This is a genomic window from Mobiluncus sp. (genome assembly GCF_034180645.1).
Lineage (GTDB): Bacteria > Actinomycetota > Actinomycetes > Actinomycetales > Actinomycetaceae > Mobiluncus.
On sequence record NZ_JAXFNY010000009.1, the window covers coordinates 1 to 17,592 of the forward strand.

At 55.7% G+C, this 17,592-nt stretch carries 16 protein-coding genes, 1 tRNA gene and 1 pseudogene; 15 read left to right on the plus strand and 3 right to left on the minus strand.

The annotated features are described in order from the left end of the window. Nucleotides 1–137: 137 nt before the first annotated feature. Nucleotides 138–536: a DUF3800 domain-containing protein gene (locus tag SPI05_RS03625; RefSeq protein ID WP_321076269.1), complete on the minus strand. Its 399-nt coding sequence runs from the start codon at nucleotides 534–536 to the stop codon at nucleotides 138–140. Between the two features lie 1,051 nt (nucleotides 537–1,587). Here SPI05_RS03625 and SPI05_RS03630 point away from each other — a divergent pair. After that, nucleotides 1,588–1,986: a helix-turn-helix transcriptional regulator gene (locus SPI05_RS03630; protein WP_321076271.1), complete on the plus strand. Its 399-nt coding sequence runs from the start codon at nucleotides 1,588–1,590 to the stop codon at nucleotides 1,984–1,986. 5 nt (nucleotides 1,987–1,991) lie between these two features. Then, nucleotides 1,992–2,426, plus strand: a complete 435-nt coding sequence (locus SPI05_RS03635; RefSeq protein WP_321076272.1) for a hypothetical protein — start codon at nucleotides 1,992–1,994, stop codon at nucleotides 2,424–2,426. Between the two features lie 573 nt (nucleotides 2,427–2,999). Here the strand turns inward: SPI05_RS03635 and SPI05_RS08985 are convergent. Beyond that, nucleotides 3,000–3,083: pseudogene (locus tag SPI05_RS08985) on the minus strand (hypothetical protein); the annotation flags it as partial. Between the two features lie 52 nt (nucleotides 3,084–3,135). On the opposite strand from SPI05_RS08985, the gene SPI05_RS03640 reads away from it, so the two are divergent. From SPI05_RS03640 to pknB, 13 genes are all read left to right on the plus strand, one after another. Further along, nucleotides 3,136–3,750, plus strand: a complete 615-nt coding sequence (locus tag SPI05_RS03640) for an FGGY-family carbohydrate kinase (RefSeq protein WP_321076274.1) — start codon at nucleotides 3,136–3,138, stop codon at nucleotides 3,748–3,750. 128 nt (nucleotides 3,751–3,878) lie between these two features. Then, nucleotides 3,879–4,625: a sulfite exporter TauE/SafE family protein gene (locus SPI05_RS03645; RefSeq protein WP_321076275.1), complete on the plus strand. Its 747-nt coding sequence runs from the start codon at nucleotides 3,879–3,881 to the stop codon at nucleotides 4,623–4,625. Nucleotides 4,626–4,741: 116 nt separating this feature from the next. Then, on the plus strand, nucleotides 4,742–5,341 hold the full coding sequence (locus SPI05_RS03650) for a sugar O-acetyltransferase (RefSeq protein WP_321076277.1): 600 nt from the start codon (nucleotides 4,742–4,744) through the stop codon (nucleotides 5,339–5,341). A gap of 81 nt (nucleotides 5,342–5,422) precedes the next feature. Continuing rightward, a tRNA-Arg gene (locus SPI05_RS03655) sits at nucleotides 5,423–5,495 on the plus strand. Nucleotides 5,496–5,657: 162 nt separating this feature from the next. Continuing rightward, the gene (locus SPI05_RS03660) at nucleotides 5,658–6,707 is read left to right on the plus strand and encodes a methionine ABC transporter ATP-binding protein (RefSeq protein WP_321076279.1); all 1,050 of its coding nucleotides are present in this window, start codon (nucleotides 5,658–5,660) and stop codon (nucleotides 6,705–6,707) included. A 1-nt stretch (nucleotide 6,708) separates the two neighbouring features. Next, the gene (locus tag SPI05_RS03665; protein ID WP_321076282.1) at nucleotides 6,709–7,482 is read left to right on the plus strand and encodes a methionine ABC transporter permease; all 774 of its coding nucleotides are present in this window, start codon (nucleotides 6,709–6,711) and stop codon (nucleotides 7,480–7,482) included. 99 nt (nucleotides 7,483–7,581) lie between these two features. Beyond that, nucleotides 7,582–8,430: an FhaA domain-containing protein gene (locus SPI05_RS03670; protein ID WP_321076283.1), complete on the plus strand. Its 849-nt coding sequence runs from the start codon at nucleotides 7,582–7,584 to the stop codon at nucleotides 8,428–8,430. A 16-nt stretch (nucleotides 8,431–8,446) separates the two neighbouring features. Then, the gene (locus SPI05_RS03675; RefSeq protein ID WP_321076284.1) at nucleotides 8,447–8,911 is read left to right on the plus strand and encodes an FHA domain-containing protein; all 465 of its coding nucleotides are present in this window, start codon (nucleotides 8,447–8,449) and stop codon (nucleotides 8,909–8,911) included. Next, nucleotides 8,911–10,233 carry a PP2C family serine/threonine-protein phosphatase gene (locus SPI05_RS03680; RefSeq protein ID WP_321076285.1) on the plus strand — a complete coding sequence of 441 codons (1,323 nt, stop codon included), beginning with the start codon at nucleotides 8,911–8,913 and terminating at the stop codon, nucleotides 10,231–10,233. The genes SPI05_RS03675 and SPI05_RS03680 overlap by 1 nt, the downstream gene beginning before the upstream one ends. After that, entirely contained in the window at nucleotides 10,233–11,729 is a 1,497-nt protein-coding gene (locus SPI05_RS03685) for an FtsW/RodA/SpoVE family cell cycle protein (protein WP_321076286.1), read from the plus strand. The genes SPI05_RS03680 and SPI05_RS03685 overlap by 1 nt, the downstream gene beginning before the upstream one ends. After that, the gene (locus SPI05_RS03690; RefSeq protein ID WP_321076288.1) at nucleotides 11,726–13,186 is read left to right on the plus strand and encodes a penicillin-binding protein 2; all 1,461 of its coding nucleotides are present in this window, start codon (nucleotides 11,726–11,728) and stop codon (nucleotides 13,184–13,186) included. The genes SPI05_RS03685 and SPI05_RS03690 overlap by 4 nt, the downstream gene beginning before the upstream one ends. Continuing rightward, a complete protein-coding gene (locus SPI05_RS03695; protein WP_321076290.1) occupies nucleotides 13,183–14,691 on the plus strand; it encodes a serine/threonine-protein kinase in 1,509 nt (502 codons plus the stop codon). The genes SPI05_RS03690 and SPI05_RS03695 overlap by 4 nt, the downstream gene beginning before the upstream one ends. Beyond that, the gene (pknB, locus tag SPI05_RS03700; RefSeq protein ID WP_321076292.1) at nucleotides 14,678–16,537 is read left to right on the plus strand and encodes a Stk1 family PASTA domain-containing Ser/Thr kinase; all 1,860 of its coding nucleotides are present in this window, start codon (nucleotides 14,678–14,680) and stop codon (nucleotides 16,535–16,537) included. Before SPI05_RS03695 ends, pknB begins: the two co-directional genes overlap by 14 nt. A 41-nt stretch (nucleotides 16,538–16,578) precedes the next feature. Here pknB and SPI05_RS03705 read toward each other — a convergent pair whose 3' ends face one another. Continuing rightward, nucleotides 16,579–17,571, minus strand: coding sequence for a hypothetical protein (locus tag SPI05_RS03705; protein WP_321076294.1), 993 nt, complete (start codon nucleotides 17,569–17,571; stop codon nucleotides 16,579–16,581). Between the last annotated feature and the right edge of the window lie 21 nt (nucleotides 17,572–17,592).

The window sequence follows — 17,592 nt, forward strand, 5'->3', positions numbered from 1 at the left end:
TTGCTGCATCGAAAGCCCCTCAGCAAGGATCCGATCCTCGACCAAACGCACAACCCGATCCTTCGATTCCTGATCAAACTTCTTCGGCATAATCCAGATTTTCCCATCTACTCAAACGGAACAAAACCTGGGACACTTCAGCCAAAGCTTTTTGTGTCTTGGCCATCGATGATGATTTTTGCGTTTTTTACCGTGTTGAAGGTGTGGGTTAACAGCAGCGAAATAGCGAAGGATTTTAGTTTACTCGGAGATTTGCGAAGCGTCTCAGAATAGAGAATCGTTTTGTCTATCACCAGTACTCGAACAGCAAAATTCACTGGCTCGATTGCCTCAAAAAACATTCTCTTGTGTGATTTTTTGGTTTTATGAAATTTAAACTCGGTCTTTCGATGCAACTGTTGTGATAAATCGCTAACTTTCTGGTCGAGGAGTTCTATCTGCCGTGTATCATCGAAGACGCAGGCTGCCATAACTAGAAACCGAGTCGATCCTTTCCCAAACTTCATCCCTCCATCGCCAGAGTCATCAATATACACATGCATAACCTGTGATTATATCCCTCTTATCTCACCAGCCGGGGTAGATGTTGTTTCGCTGTGGCTTGTGAAGTCATCATCGTACCCCCTCTCCCATCATTGTACTTCAGGTAATATCGAAAGAACTAGAGCTGCTTTCCGCTCTGGTGTGGGTGAGCTACTTGAACCGGAACCCAAATAACCCCCGTCCTCACCTACATCAGTGAGCGGGGGTTGATACGGGCGAACCGGCAGACTCCTCACAACAATGCTTGTGAACCGCCACGTACCATGATGAACAGGCCATTGCAGATGAGCATTTCGGTTGGTAAACGAACACCATATCGAAGTAAGACTCTTATGGAATAGAATGAGTAGCAGGCAGATGGCGGGATACCGGAGATTGTTGAGGGAGCATTAATGGGCGATAGTGGTGTTTTGCGGTGTTGCTCCTTCACTGAGAAGCCGTACATCTGGATTCACCCTGGAGATGAATTTAACGGGGAAATAATGCCTGGTCGTCAATGGTATGAGATGCCATGCTGGATTAGTGACGATATGGCACTTGACTTGAATACTCTGGAAGCTCATATGTTTGAACGTATGCATCTTCGGGCTGAAATGGATGATTTGCTAGAACGAGCCTCATATGGGAATCTGCAACAAGATCCAGAGTTCGTGAAAGCAACAAGGGATGCCACCAGGACCCGCCTTGATGTTGAAGTTATAGAACTGCGAGTGCCTGAACCCTTCGACGTGAACGGAAATCGTTGCCGTTCACGAATCTACTGTTTTGAGCCAGAACACGATAGAGATTCCCTGGTGAGTCTGGGAAGCTACGTAAAGGTGCTGGACAGACAACGATGGCGCGAACTCCAAGATAGCTTCATCCATAAGTGCTCACAACGTAAGATTTCTTTCATGACTCCACGTAGCCCCGCATGAATCTGCGCAATCTACCGTTTTCTGTTACCGAACCATCTGACGTATGCTAAGAAAGACATATCAAGATTCATTTGAGCCAACTTGCGTAGGAAACGTGGAATAATTTGGGCTATGGAAAGGTAAGGACATGCAGGAACCAACCGAGAAACAAGTATATACCTTAGCACGCGCCCAAGTACGTCGTGACCGTCAGCTCATTGAAGCTCTGGTCAAGATTCGCCGCGCCCGCGAACAGGATGGTCTGACGCAAAAGGTAGTAGCTGAGCGTATGGGAAATGACCAGTCCTATATCTCGCGATTTGAGAATTTGCAGGTCAACCCTAACCAACGGACGATTAGGGCTTACGCCATTGCAATTGGTGCGGAGATAGAATACACGGTTCGTCCGGTACCGAATGTAACAGCAGTGGAAAACATTAGCGCCCCCAGCGACGAAGCGGAAAAATTGTGGGAACGTGTCTCTAGGGAAACTCTGGATCAGTCACCCGACTATCCCACACGAACACAAATCCTGGCAGAGGCGTGATACACATGCAAGTTACAGACTCGGGAGTCATCAGGTTGATGACCGCACCTTTAAAGCTGATGGGGTTCGACTCTGAGGAAGTCAAGCCACCTAAGCCCTATGTTAGAATAATTGTTTCACCTCCTGATACGAAGGAGCCATTCGATTTGAATAAGATTCGTTATCGCTCAGAAGTGTGTTTAGTTTCGTCAGACTGGCTGACTACGGGTAGCACATTTGTGGAGCTGAATGTTGAAGAAGAAATCAGTCCTAACGATGGTACGCTACCCAACAGGAATTACACCGAACTTTGCGAAAAATACTTGGATTCCACCATTCCGATGTTACTGTCGATGTCCTCACAAAGTTTTGGAGTATTGAAAGGATTATTGCAGGGCAAAGGTACTGATTTCAATGAGGAACTGCCAGAAGTCGAAGTCACGTTGCCAGCCCCTGAATAACCGAGTGCTACGGGCAAGCTACTTGAACCGGAACCCAAATAGCCCCCCGTCCTCACCTACGTCAGTGAGCGGGGGTTGATACGGGCGAACCGGCAGACTCCTCATAACAATGCTTGTGAACCGCCACATGCAACATTATACTGTACTTAACCTGGGGTTTTACCAGTTCATAATGGTTTGAAATGTTGCACGATGGATTTTTTTATTGCAGTCTCCGCGCTTAGTTAGTGTCCCTCGCCCTCCGCGAGGGATTCGAACCCCCGGTTCACCAGCGCGGGCGGCAGCGAGCGAAGCTCGCATGAGTCGCCGCGAAAACGGTGAAGCCGTTAAGAAACGACCACCACTGGTCGTTTCAGGCGAAACACCACAAACACCACCCTCGCCCTCCGCTTTTACCCCCGGCAATCGTTGATATTCTGCGGATTTTATGTTGATATAGCGGCGTTTTATCGTGCTTGTGTATTACCCATCTTTCGCTACGATGTTGCACGAAATGTTGCATGGATTGTGGCTAGTTGCATGTTCTAGATCGGGGGCTTTGTCATGTCTAGGGAGGCCTGGGGAACTATTCGGTCGAGCGACCTGGTCACGACCAATATCCCAGCCCGCGCGCCTGTCTGCGTGCCACATCTTACGAATACCATAGACGCCAAAATTGTGTGCGTGAATCTCGCGTAGTTCTTCAGCAAGAATCCAATTCCACCCGGATATGTCTACTTGGTGCTACATCGGACCCAAGAGTTGGATTTCCGGAGCTGCAACGGCGGGCGCCTGCAACACGGTGGATTGGTTTAAAGGTTTGTCGCTGCGTCCCACCACTTACGATGAACTCGAAGCGGGGATGGATTACGCTGCTGATACTCCGGTCTTTCTGCCTTTCATTTTTGGCGAACGTAACCCCGGCTGGGGCGATAAACGCAAGGGCGGTTTCTTAGGTCTGACCTCGAAACACGATTTCAAGCTGACTTACCAGGCCGTATTGGAAGGGGTTTTGTTCAACCTTAAACAATGTTATGACGCCGTAACCAAACTGAACGGAGAACCCGAGCGCATCCTCATTTCGGGGGGAATCCTCCACTCCAGCATCTGGTCCCAGTTGGCAGCTAACGTGTTCGGACACACCCTGACTCCCTGTCTGGTGAAACAAAATTCCATGATGGGAGCCGCCCTTTGGGGAGCATATCTGCTGGATAGCACGCTATCCTTAGAGGATTACGAACCGCCAGTGGGTGAGGTAATCGTCCCGCAGGAAGAATACGCCGAAATCACCGCCCAGAAATATCAACGCTACCTGGAGGCCTATAGCGATAACGCCAACCGGTGACGCTAGGCCGGTCCCGACTGGGTTCCACACCCTGATAACTCAATCCATTGCGCGAATGACTCGCTTTCCCACAGTTTGGCGACGTATTCCATGCTGGGAGCCTCGCGGCGAGGCGATATAGTGAAGTAATGGAATTGGTGCTCTTGACTGCAATCGTCTTGCTGGGTACCTGCGTGCAAGGCTTGGCTGGGATGGGTTTCGGCATGATTGCAGTCCCGGTTTTGGTGGTGGCAGCCGGGGCTCACTACGGGATTCTGTGGGGAAACATTTGCGGCGGTTTAGTCACGTTACTGCTGTTCGTGACCGGTTTTCGAGATGTGAACTGGTATCGTTTCCGCTTGCTGATGCTCAGTGCCTTGCCAGCTTTGTTCGCTACCGTTGTGGCACTACGGTTTGTGCCCGATCGTGTTTTCTCATTTTTTGTGGGAATCATCATGCTGACCATGGTGTTCTTTTCCATTTTTGCCCCGCGTTTTCGGGCGATACCAGTTTTTTCGGGGTCTCTGATTTTCGGTTTCCTGGGGGGCATGATGAGCGCCCTGGTGGCCCAGTCCGGGCCGGTCATGGCGGCTTACTCGCAAACTACCCGATGGTCTCAGCGTGAGTTTGCGGCCACTTTGCAGCCACTGTTCCTGTGTTTCAACATTATTGTGGTGACCAGCAAAGTCTGGTTTGGCGGGCAAAGAGCCGTGCTCACTTCCCTACCTGCCCCCACGATTGCCGCTATCTTGGTGGCTATCCTGGTCGGCACCGTCATTTCGCGATTGCTTAAGAAGTATGTCAAGCCTCAGTGGGCCCGCAACCTGGCGTTGGCCCTGGCCACCTTCGGGGCTTTGCGGGTCATTATCAGCGTGTTCTTTCCCGGCCTGCCCTAAAGTTCCCAAGACCGGTGTGGTCTCGTTTTCGGTTCTGCGGGTGCTCTACACTGTAGGTACGGCATCGTTCCCCACGGCAGCCTGACAATCTATCCGCCTACCGCAAAGGAGTTCTGGTGAGTTTATCTGAAAAAGAAAAAATGCTGAACCAGATGCTCTATAACGCAGACCGAGACCCCACTCTTTGCAGCGAAAGGGACCACGCCAAAGACTTGTGCCTTGAATACAATCAAATCCGGCCTTCCGACCACGCCGCTCAGTACCGCCTAATGCGGGAACTCTTGGGCAAAACCGGGCAAAATTTCACCATAACCGCCCCGTTTTGGTGTGACTACGGCTACAACATCGAAATCGGGGAAATCTTTTACGCCAACCACAACACGGTGATGCTGGATTGCGCCCGGATTACCTTCGGCGACAATGTGTTCATTGCTCCGAACTGCGGGTTTCACACGGCGGGTCACCCGATTGACTTTGAGCGGCGTAACCAAGGTTTGGAGTACGGCCACAGCATTACCGTGGGCGACAACGTGTGGATTGGCGCCGCTGCGCAGGTCCTGCCGGGGGTGAGCATCGGCAGCAACGTGGTCATCGGTTCGGGCAGTATCGTCGTCAAAGATATCCCCGACGACTGCGTGGCCATCGGCAACCCCTGCCGGGTATTGCGTGAAATCACCGAGGCCGACAAACTGACTTCTTGGAATCGCTTTGAATAAAGCCAGATTTCTCTTGATTTTTTGCCTGGAGAACGCCGATTTGGGGAATCGTGCAGGTTAGGGCTAGACTTAATGACCTCAGCGCTCGTAGCTCAATGGATAGAGCATCTGACTACGGATCAGAAGGTTGGGGGTTCGAGTCCCTTCGGGCGCGCTGTTCCCCGGAATCCGCTGCAATCCAGCGGACCGGGGAAAACTCATTTAACACCCACAATTTGTTCCGCAAGCCTCGGGCTGGCTGGCCGGGCTGGTACCAGCCAGCCCAAGACGGACGCTATTGCGGGGATTACAACAAAATCCGGTAAGGTTTAAGGCGATGAAAACAAGCGAGCCGATGATTACCCTGAGCGGGGTTAGCAAAATCTATCATGTGAAGTCCGCGGCGGGCGGAACCGTGCATGCCTTGGACAACATTGACCTGACGATTGCCAAAGGTTCGATTCACGGTATCGTGGGACAATCCGGGGCTGGTAAATCCACCTTAATTCGTTGCTTGACGGCGTTAGAAAAACCCACCACCGGCTCCATCACCCTTGACGGTCAAGAAATGACCACCTTGAATGAGACAGAACTGCGCCAGGCGCGACGCAAAATCGGGATGGTGTTCCAGGCCGCGAACCTGCTGGATTCCCGCACCGCGGCCGGTAACGTTGCCTATCCCCTCTATCTGGCTGGCGTACCGCACGGCAACCGCAAGGAAAAAGTCATGGAGTTGCTGCGGCTGGTAGGTTTACAGGATCGTGCCTCGTCCTATCCGTCGCAGCTTTCCGGAGGTCAGAAGCAGCGGGTTGGCATTGCTCGGGGTCTGGCCACCAGTCCTCAGGTCCTGTTGTGTGATGAACCGACTTCGGCGCTGGATCAGGAAACCACCAGTCAGGTCCTGCACCTGATTCGTGACCTTTCGGAAAGTTTGGGGGTCACCGTGGTGATTATTACGCACGAGATGGCGGTGGTACGTGAAATTTGTGATTCCGTCACCCTGCTGGAACACGGCAAGATTATCCAAACCGGCACGGTTGAGGACATATTAACCGAGCCAGAAAGCCGTTTAGCGCTTGACCTGGTTCCCCGTCCACAAGTGAAGAGCAAGCCGGTGCTAAACGGCAAACCGGCCGCGCTGGTAGACATTGCTTTCAACTCGAATCCGGGCAAGCCTACCGGTTCTGCCGTGATGTCAATGGTTGCCGCCGCGGGGGCGGATATTGCTGCCGGAACATTTGAGACTGTAGGAAACACCCAGGTCGGACGGCTCGCTTTGGCAGTTTCGGCTGAAAACATGAACGGTCTGATTGCGGCGATGCGCTCCAAAGGTGTGTATGCAACCGTCAGACCTCTGGAGGCTTTGAACTTGGAGGTGGAAAACTAAAATGCTGGAACTCCTGCCCACCCTGCTGTCACAAAACGCAGATTTAGTAAATCAGGTGAACTCTATTGCTACATCAGTGCAATCCATTCTGCCCGCTGGACCTGGCGATCCGACTTGGTTTGACAACCCCGCCATCACGCGAGAGATGCTTCCTGCCACCCTGGAGACCTTAGCGATGACAGCCGTCTCGACTCTGTTTACAGTACTGTTTGGTCTACCGGTGGGGTTGTTTCTGGTTTCCACGGCGAAAACTGGCTTGACTCCCAACGCGGCGGTGAACAAGGTTTTGGGATTTATTGTGAACTTGGGGCGTTCTCTGCCGTTCCTGATTTTGGCAGTATTTATCCTCCCGTTCACGCGCCTGGTCGTGGGGACCACCATTGGCTGGCAACCGGCCTGCGTCCCGCTGATAGTTGGGGCCACGCCATTCTTTGCTCGTCTGGTCGAATCCAACATTATGGGTGTGGATTCCGGCAAGATTGAGGCGGCGCAAATGATGGGTGCCAGTCGCAGCCAAATCATGTGGGGCGTGCAAGTCCGCGAGGCGCTTCCTGCCCTGATTCAATCCACGACTGTGCTGGTCATCACCATCATTGGCTATTCCGCGATTACCGGGGCTTTTGGCGGGGGCGGCTTAGGTTCTTTGGCCATTAACTACGGCTACTCTCGCTACCAAGCTGATACCCTGCTGGTTTCGCTAATTGTTATTGGCATCATCGTCATTGTCTTGCAGGCCATCGGGGACTTCTTTACCCGGGTTGCGGATCACCGCTAAAACCCCTGGTCCCATAGTTCAATAACGAATTACACGAGTTATGCCGTTAGAATTGCCCCAGACTGTCTCAACTGTTGGCGATTCTCGGAAGGAGGGGTTTTGGAGTTCTTTGACCGCATGAAATCCAAGGTGTATCGTTCCGGTCCTGACAAGCCTATAGATGTGACTCAAGCAATCCGCCAAGCCATGGATCGGGGCGCCACTCCGATGTCTCGTGAACGCACCGTGGCACCCAATCATTTTGAGATTTCCATTTCTCCTGAAACTGATGCTGCATTCGAACAGTGGGGTAAAGAAGCCTTGCTGCAAGAGTTCGTGCGTGACGCCAACGCCTACGCTACCGAGCAAAATTATTCTTTGACCGGTTCGGTTTACGTCGAGTTTACCCCGCTCAATCCCGAACAGCGCCGCCTGGAAGTTAAGGCTCGTTCCGTTTCTGGGGCTCGTCCGGTATCCGGGAGTGAACCCGGTATCCCAGCCGAGCCCGTGCTATCGCCCTCCCAACCAAAACCACACCCGGCGCCTGCACAGACTCCCGCTAGTGAGAATCTGGAATGGAAACCTGTGGAATCCGCGGCTCCGGACGTCCCAGCTAACTCCGGCGGCACAACTAACCCGCAGGAATCCGAACTATTAGCAAAGCATGAACAAAAACCTCTGTTGGAAGTGGTCGGGGGACAGACTTACCTGCTGGTGGGAGAGCGTACCGTGGTGGGACGGGGACGCAACGTGGACATCGCTTTGAGCGATTCCGGAGTGTCCCATCAGCATTTTGAAATTGTCCAGGTCGGCACCAACTACGTGCTGCGCGATTTAGGTTCTACGAACGGAACTTTTGTAGAGGGAAACCGCGTCAACGAAGCTACTCTCTTAGATCGCAACGTGGTGACGGCAGGCCGTATCAAGATGATTTTCTGGCGTCAAGCCGCTCCACCCCAAGAATCGTGAGGCGAGGGGCGAACTGTTGAACGAACTGAGTTTTTCCTTACTGCGCCTGGGATACCTGGTGTTGCTGTGGCTCCTGGTGGGAGGGTCCATCCTGGTTTTGAGCCGCGACATCTACGGTACGGTTGTCACCCGGCGCGACCAAGCTAAATCTGTGAGACCTGCCAAAGGCCGTAAACAGAGGAAACGTGACGCTGCGGTGTCCACGCTTTTGGTTACCGAGGGGCCTTTGACGGGGTCTTCTCTGCAGCTCACCGATAGGCCGGTCATAGTGGGCCGCGCTCCGACCTCAACTTTGGTGCTGGATGATGACTACGCTTCGGCTCAACACGCCCGGATTTTTCCGCGAGACGGCCAGTGGTTCGTGGAGGATTTGGGTTCAACGAACGGGACTGTTGTGGGAGGAGTCCGGATTACTTCTCCGACTCCGCTCAGCGCACACACCCCGGTTCGCTTCGGACAAACCATAGTGGAGCTGCGCTGATGTCTATCCAACTGCGTTATGCGGCTCGTTCTCACGTCGGCTTGGTTCGTAAAAACAACCAGGATTCCGGCTATGCCGGGCCGCATCTGTTGGTGCTGGCTGATGGAATGGGCGGTCCCGCCGGGGGCGACATTGCTTCCTCGGTGGCGGTGGCGCATTTGGCGCCGCTGGACGCAGATTCCCACGCTGCTGACGACTTGTTGAACTTGCTGCGTGACGCCATTGGGGAGGCCCACCGAGATTTGGTGGAACTGTCGGGCAGTCACGAGGAGTTGCAGGGCCTGGGTACCACTTGTGTGGCGATTTTACGTTCAGGGAACAAGATGGCGATGGTTCACGTGGGTGACTCACGAGCCTACCTGTTGCGGGACGGTGAGTTGACCCAGGTGACGAAAGATCATTCTTTTGTGCAGTACCTGGTGGAATCTGGGGAGTTGACCCCGGAGGAGGCGGCGCACCACCCGAAACGTTCCGTGTTGCTGCGGGTGTTGGGGGATTCCGAAGGGGATGTAACTTTGGACGAGTCCGTGCGTGCGGCTGTGGTGGGGGATCGCTGGTTGTTGTGTTCGGATGGGTTGAGCGGAGTGGTTTCCGCTGAGACTATCGCCACCGTTCTGGCCGAGGGCGAGACGCCGGAAAGCTGCTGTGAAGAATTGGTCGGTTTAGCGCTGAAGAGCGGTGCCCCTGACAACGTGACCTGCGTGATTGCTGACGTGGTGGCTTCCGATGAGGAACTGACCGCTACCGCTCCCCAGATTGTGGGAGCCGCTTCAATTCGGCCCGCTGGAGCCAGTATCAGCGAAGCGACTCCCGCTGAGAAAGCCGCAATGCTGCGCCGCGGGAAGCCTTTGGAGCAGGACGAATTTGCCATGCGCACCCCGAAAGATCCCCGCAAGTTGTCTCGGCGGGGTTGGTTCATCGGCATCTTTTTGACGCTGCTGGTTCTGGCGGCCTTGGGTCTCGGAGCGTGGTTTTCCTATGGCTGGACCCAAAAGCAATACTTCTTGGGCGTGAATCAGGGCGAAGTGACCCTGTTTAGGGGGATTGATCAGTCCATTGGCTCGTGGGATTTGTATCACCCTGTCGAAGGTATGGGGGTGCGCAATTCCGATTTGGCGCCCGTCATCCAGCAGCGCCTGGAAAAGAGCATTTCCCTGCGTAATCGTGAGGAAGCCCAGGAGTTGATTGCATCGTGGCGGGACACCGGAATGGTTAAGGAAGCGAACAAGCCCGCACCATCCCTTGTGACCCCGAGCCCAACCACACCTGAGACAACTGCGTCAACCGAAGAATCCTCAAATACTGCGGGAGGTAACCAGTAATGGCTACCATCGTGCAGTATCCTGCCAGATCTGGGCGTCGCTCCGAACTGTTCTTGCTCATTCTGGCAATCTTGGTCGGGGTCGGAGCCTACCTTTCCATCATGGTTTCCCACCCGGAGGCTCCCCAGGTTTGGTACTGGTATTGCGCCGCGATCGCCGTGGGGGGAATCGCGCTACACGTGGCGATGCGGTTTTTGGCTCCCTATGCCGATCCGGTCATTATGCCGGTGGCTTTGGCGTTAAACGGGATTGGTTTGGCGATGATTTCCCGCCTGGACCTGTACTATCAGCAACGCGCCGATACCACCGGTTCCACTGCGGTGCGTAACGCTATGTTGACCCAGGTCAACAACGAACGCCAAGTCATTTTCATGGTCGGTTCTATCGCGGTGGTAATCCTGACCCTACTGGTGTTTCGGGATCATCGCAGCCTGCGAAAGTTTGCCTGGCCCTCCCTGGTCGTGGCCATTTTACTGATGCTTTCCACCAAGATTCCAGGACTGGGACAAACCGTCAACGGTGCCGATATTTCCTTGCGGATTTTGGGATTCACGATTCAACCCAATGAATTTGCCAAGATTTTGCTGGCGATTTTCTTTGCCGGCTATCTGGAATACCGCCGGGATTCCTTGGCTATTGCCGGGAAAAAGCTCGGTTTCATTCAACTGCCCCGATGGCGCGACCTGTTGCCGATTCTGGTCGTGTGGGCAGCGGTGATGGGTCTGTTGGTACTGCAAAAGGACCTGGGGGTGGCGCTACTGCTGTTCGCTATCTTTGTCGCCGTACTCTATGTCGCTACCGACCGCCCCTCCTGGATTTTTTTCGGCGGAGTGCTGATGATACCGATGGCTGTCGTGGCCTATCTGTCCTTTTCCCATGTGCAAGACCGGGTGACGAACTGGCTGCACGCTTTGGATCTGGAGGTCGCGAACCCGGACCGGGTCGGCGGTTCTTGGCAACTGGTCAATGCCCTGTTCGGGATGGCCTACGGCGGTTTGACCGGAACCGGATGGGGGTTAGGCAGGCCGGGTCAAACCCCTCTGGCAAACTCGGATTTCATTGTGTCCTCCGTCGCTGAGGAAATCGGTTTGACCGGCATGTTGGCCGTGATGCTGCTGTACTTGATCCTGGTACTGCGCGGATTGCGAGCAGCGATGGGGGTGCGTGACGGTTTCGGGAAACTGCTGGCCACCGCTTTGGCCTTCGGCATCGGGGCGCAGCTGTTTATCGTGGCGGGAGGCGTGACCCGCCTAATTCCCTCCACCGGTTTGACCGCCCCGTTCCTGGCCGCAGGAGGTGTTTCTTCTGTCGCCAACTGGTTAGCGGTAGCGATTCTGCTGCGGATTTCCGATTCGGCCCGTCGACCAGTGCCTTCCAATGGAACCAGTGGTTTTAGGTTGACGTCCGGCGGTTCCGGCGACTCGGGAGATTCTGCGGGGGCAGCCGGAGGAGCTCTCGATTACGCCGCCACCGAAAGAGTGGTGATGCCTCAATGAACGCTCAAATTCGCCGTTTAGCGGTTGCCCTGATTGTCATGATTGTGGCATTAATGGGGGCGTTAACGTATCAGCAGTTCTTTTTCGCCCCGACACTGAACGCACACCCCCTGAACCGTCGCGTCACCGATGCCTACTGGAACCAAGAGCGTGGCAAAATCGTGACCGGGGACGGTGCCCTGGTACTGGCTCAGTCGCTGCCCGTGGGAAACGGGCCGGAAGTCACCTACGCCCGGAATTATCCCCAGGGTGCGAAATACGCCCATATTACGGGATACTTCCCGGCAGCGATTCGCGGCCAGATGACAGATTTGGAAAAGGCCGCTGAACCGATTTTGTCTGGCAAGGCGGATTCCCAATGGATGCAGCGCCTCCAAGACCTGTTTACCGGCGCCCAGCCGCAGGCTGGAAACGTGTCACTAACTATCAACCCGGCAGTCCAGGATGCGATGACCGCGGCGTTGTCAGGGAAAACCGGCGCCGCTGTGGCGCTGAACCCGAAAACGGGAGAAATCCTGGGAATGGCTTCCTCTCCCGCTTTTGACCCCAACGCCTTGAGCGGCCCGGACGGCAACGCCCTGCAAAATACCTACAACGCTTTGGTCGCCGACCCGCAAAAACCCCTTCTGAACAGGGCAATCAGTGAACTATATCCCCCCGGTTCGACGTTTAAGATTGTGACCACCGCGGCTCTGCTGTCTCACGGGACAGTTGCCGCGGATACGATTGTGGATGCGCCCGATACGCTGGATTTGCCGGGCACCGATGTGAAACTCAGCAACTTTGCCGGGGAATCTTGCGGAAACGGCCAGGTGCCGTTGCATCAAGCCTTCGCCCTGTCCTGTAACACCCCGTTTGCGGCATTGGGAATGCAGTTGGGCGGCGAGCCTTTACAGGCCCAGGCCAAAGCCTTTGGTTTCGGCACCGTCCCGAACGTGCCGCTGACCGGGGTGGCTTCCGAATTCCCTCCCCCGGAAGCGCCGTCTTTCCTGGCGAACGCCGCGATTGGGCAGCAGTCCGTGCGGGTGACGCCCCTGCAGATGGCGATGGTGGCCGGCGCTATCGCTAATGACGGAAAAACCATGACTCCCTACCTGATTAATCAGGAACTGTCCTCCGATTTTGAGGTCCTCAAACAGTATGCTCCCCAGGTTTTGAGCCAGGCAGTGTCGCCGGAAATTGCCGCCAGTATCCGCCAGATGATGGTGGAAGTTGTCCAGTCCGGAACCGGCAAGGCTGCCGGCATTCCCGGCCTGAACGTGGCAGGTAAAACCGGAACTGCCGAAACAGGGGTGGGGCACGGCCTTGACCATTGGTTTGTAGGGTTTGCCCCAGCGGAAAACCCACGTATTGCCGTAGCAATTGTGGTGGAGGATCCGCAGGGTATACGCGGCACCGGCGGAACCGTGGCTGCCCCATTGGCACGCAGCATTTTGCAGGCAGGAGTGAGCCAATGATTGGGGCAAATACGGTACTGAACGACCGCTATCGCCTGGTGTCCATCCTGGCGACCGGAGGAATGGGCGTGATTTGGCGCGGTTGGGACAAACGCAGCCAAAATGTCGTCGCGGTGAAAGTGCTGAAAGAAGAACTCATCGGTCAGGCGACCTTCCTGGCCCGTTTACGTGCTGAAGCCACCAACGCTGCCCGTCTGCATCATCCCAACCTCGCCGCCGTTTTTGACTGGGGCGAAACAGATGGCCAAGGCTGGATCGTGATGGAGCTGGTGGAGGGACGTCCCCTGTCGGACATTCTGGCGGGAGGCCAGATTTTGACTTGGGAACAGCTCGCTCCCATCCTCATCCAAATCGCTAACGGCCTGCAGGCTTCCCACGAAGGACACGTCATTCACCGTGATGTGAAGCCTTCAAATATTCTGGTTTCCGACAAGGGCGTGGCGAAGCTGACGGACTTCGGGATTTCGTTGGCTCCGCGCGCCGAAGCCCTGACCGCGGCCGGGATGGTGATGGGTACCGCCCAGTACCTGCCGCCCGAACAGGCGATGGGTGAAACCGCGACCGCCTTGGGCGATATTTATGCGCTGGGGGTCATCGCCTATGAAGCCTTGGCTGGAAAACGTCCGTTTACGGGGCCTACCCAGGTCGACATCGCGATGTCGCACGTGAAAGACCCGGTTCCGCCCCTTCCTGAAACCGTAAATTCCCAAGTGGCAGCGTTGATTTACCAGGTGTTGGAAAAAGATCCGCGGCTGCGCCCACAATCGGCGAAACAGCTCGCTGAAGCAGTTCAGGCGCTGTGGCACGGCACGGTGCCGCTGTCGTTTACTCCGCGCATGAGTTTTTCACGCAATCTGGCCGATGCTCCCCCGACCGCCCAGATGCCCGTGGCGCAGGTCGAAAAAAAGCCGGAAGATACTTCACCGCAGTCCCCCGCCGCAAACACGCCTGCCGTATCGGCCTCTCCGACCGAAACTGCGGCATCCGCGCCCCCGGCCAAACCTGCGGCTTCCCCGTCCCCGGACACCTCCGCACAATCATCTGCTGCGCCGGTAGACCCGGTACCGCTGTCCCCTCACGCGGCCCCGGCCAAACCTGATGCGACTGCCTCCGCAGCCGGACTGCACCAGGCCGGCTCGACACCACCCACCTCCGCGAACCCGGAAACGTCCGCCCCACCCTTGCGACCCGATTTTCACCGAGTAAAACAGGCTCAACCAGCCGCTATACCGGTAGGGTCCCAGGCGATTCCACCGCGGCGCCATGAGGAAATGATGCGCTATCTGGAAGCCAAACCGCTGCCCCAGCCGGAAACGGGTTCGAAACGAAAACTTGTTATTGCATTAGTCATCACCGCCGTGGTGTTGATAGCGTTGATTTTTGGGCTGGCAACCACCCTGCGTACCGGGGCCTCAACCGGTAACCTTGAATCGGGCTTGACCGTAACGGCGGTTGCAGCCCCAGCCAGCTCGCCAGTAGAGGAGGAAAACCTTGAGTCAGTCTGACCGGATCATCGGCGGGCGCTACGAAATTAGCCAGCTCATCGGACGCGGCGGTATGGCTGAAGTCCATATCGGTACTGACACGCGCCTGAACCGGATTGTAGCGATTAAAATTTTGCGCCAGGATTTGGCCCGCGACCCTGTTTTTCAGGCACGTTTTCGCCGCGAAGCACAATCAGCCGCCAACTTGAACCATCCCTCTATCGTGGCTGTTTACGACACGGGTGAAGAAACCATCACCGCTTCGGATGGTGCGGAAATCAAGGTGCCTTACATCGTCATGGAGTACGTGGAAGGCCACACGGTGCGGGAGCTGTTGACGGACGGCAATCCGGTTCCGCTGGAAGAAGCGGTCGAAATCGTTTCCGGTGTCCTGGACGCGCTGGAGTATGCCCATCATCAAAACTTGGTGCACCGCGACATTAAGCCAGGCAATGTGATGATTACCACGACCGGGAAAATCAAGGTGATGGACTTTGGGATTGCCCGCGCCCTATCCGATTCCCAAGCGACCATGACACAAACCGATGCGGTGGTGGGTACCGCCCAGTATCTCTCTCCCGAACAGGCTCGCGGCGAACAGGTTGATGCCCGTTCTGACCTGTATTCCGCAGGGTGTTTGCTGTTTGAGCTGCTGACCGGCCAACCCCCGTTTAAGGGTGATTCGGCTGTGGCGGTCGCGTTCCAGCACGTTTCCCAGCTGCCGCCTCTGCCTTCCTCGATTGCGCCGGACATCCCGGAATCTTTGGACCGCGTGGTGATGAAAGCCTTGGCGAAAGACCGTGAAGAACGCTATCCCGATGCCGCTCATATGCGTGCTGACCTGCAGGCTTCCCTGCGTGGAGGAAGCGTAGCGGCTCCCGCCACCTCAACCTGGACGGCCCCTCTAGCCGGTGATACCACCGGCGCCGCAACCACGGTACTCCCGCCGGTGAACCAGGGGTACGCCTCTAACAGCGCAGCCCCCCGGTTTAATGCAGTGGATTCCGTAGGGCACAACCAGCTCACCCAGACTTTGGACACCACGGATTCGACCCAGGATCATCGCGGTAAGCCCAACAAGAAGCCGCTGATTATTGTCGTTATACTGTTGGCGGTATTGGCAGCTTTGGGCCTCGGATATTGGCTGGTTTTCAGCGGAGACAAGCCGACCGATGAGATGGTCGAGATTCCTTCTCTGGACGGCATGAACCAGGAGGAAGCCTCCACCGCGATTACCGATGCGGGACTCGTGTTCCGCCTAGGTCGCGGGGTCAGTTCCGAGGATATTCCGGAAGGTATTTTTGTTAAATCCGATCCAGCGGTGGGGACGAAGGTCGCCAAAGGTTCCAAGGTGTTCGTCTCGCTTTCCACCGGTCCGGGCGATGCCAGTGTGCCCTCGCTGGCCGGGCTGACCCAGGAACAGGCTCGGAAGGCTTTAGAGGCGGAAGGCTTAGAGGTTGGCAGCATTACGACCGCTGATTCGGGCACGATAGACAAAGACAAAGTCATTAAATCCAACCCCGCCGAGGGCGAAGCGGTTAAGAAAGGCGACTCGGTCGACCTGGAGGTTGCCTCCGGTAACTTCCGGATTCCCCAAGACTTGGTGGGAGGCACCAAGGAGGGCCTGCAGCAGTTTGTGGATGCGAACCGGGTGCGCTTGACGATTACCGAAAAGGAAGATTCCTCGGTCGAACCGGGTACCGTGTTGTCTTTGGACAAGGCGGGGCAGTTGGTCGGGCTGGATACGTCCATGACCGCAGTGGTGGCGATTGCTCCGAAGGAACCTACGCCACCGGATACTTCGACTGACTCTCCGAGCTCGCCCACAGAGACTTCCTCGCACTCCCCTGAAGCGCCCTCTGTCTAGTCGTCGTGGGATAGGGATTGGGTATAAGTGCCGAGTTGCGGCTATTCCGTGGGTTCTCCAACCCAGGTCGTTTGGCCTTTTCCGGTCGCGGGGTCCAAGACGTTGCGGCAATAGAACTTGTTGCCGTTGGCATCAACGGTCATCTGGCCGACCTCGCAGGTCGCACTGCCTTGCTGCTCCCGCTGTTCCTGCTCCATTTGCTGTTGCTGACGGAGAAGTTGCTCCTCGGATTCTTTCCGAGCCTTTTCTAGGCGTTTGTCATCGATAGCTTTCGTGACCGCGGTGATGTCCTCCTCCAGACGGTCCACAGAGGCACGCATCGATTCGTTGAGACCATCGACTTTATCGTCTGACACGGTTGACAGGGAGTTGACCTGGTTCAAAAGGCGTTTCGCGTCCTCAATTTGGGCAGCTAGAGCCGCTCTGGGCTCGGTATTGGCTTCTGCAGCCGCAGCGGTTTCTGCCAGCTTTTCCGCCTGGGCAATCTTATCTTCCAAGGCTTTCTTGGCTACCGACAGACCGTTGAGATTTTCAGCTTCCTTAATGTGTTGCAGCGCCGCCTCCAGCTCGGTTTGCTGCTTTTTCAACGCTTCAGCCTGAGCCATCATGGTGGAGGTTTTTTTGGCGACATCCTTACCGGTACATTCCAGGGGTTTGATTTCTTTGCTGGCCTGCTGCGCTTTGGCCTGAATGTCATCGAGCATGGCGGGGTCTGCAACTTGAGTGGAATCAGTCGTGGCCAAAGTAGTTTCCGCGTCGGACACTACCTGCTGTAGCGAAGTGTACTGTTTGGTTAAATCCTGGCTGGCTTTCGCGCAAGCCGAACGCGCCCCCTGGGAATCGCTGCCCAGCACCCACATCACGACCAGGCCGATAACGAGAGCCGCCAACATGACAGCAGCCACGATGATAGCAATGGTCCAGCGGCGGCGCGCTTTGGCGATTTGTTCCGCGGTCTGCTGCTGAGGATTAGGGCGTGCCCGGTTGGGGGTACGGCCCTGCTGCGCAACGGGTTTTTGCGTATTTCCCACCATCACTCACCTCTCACCGCCAAA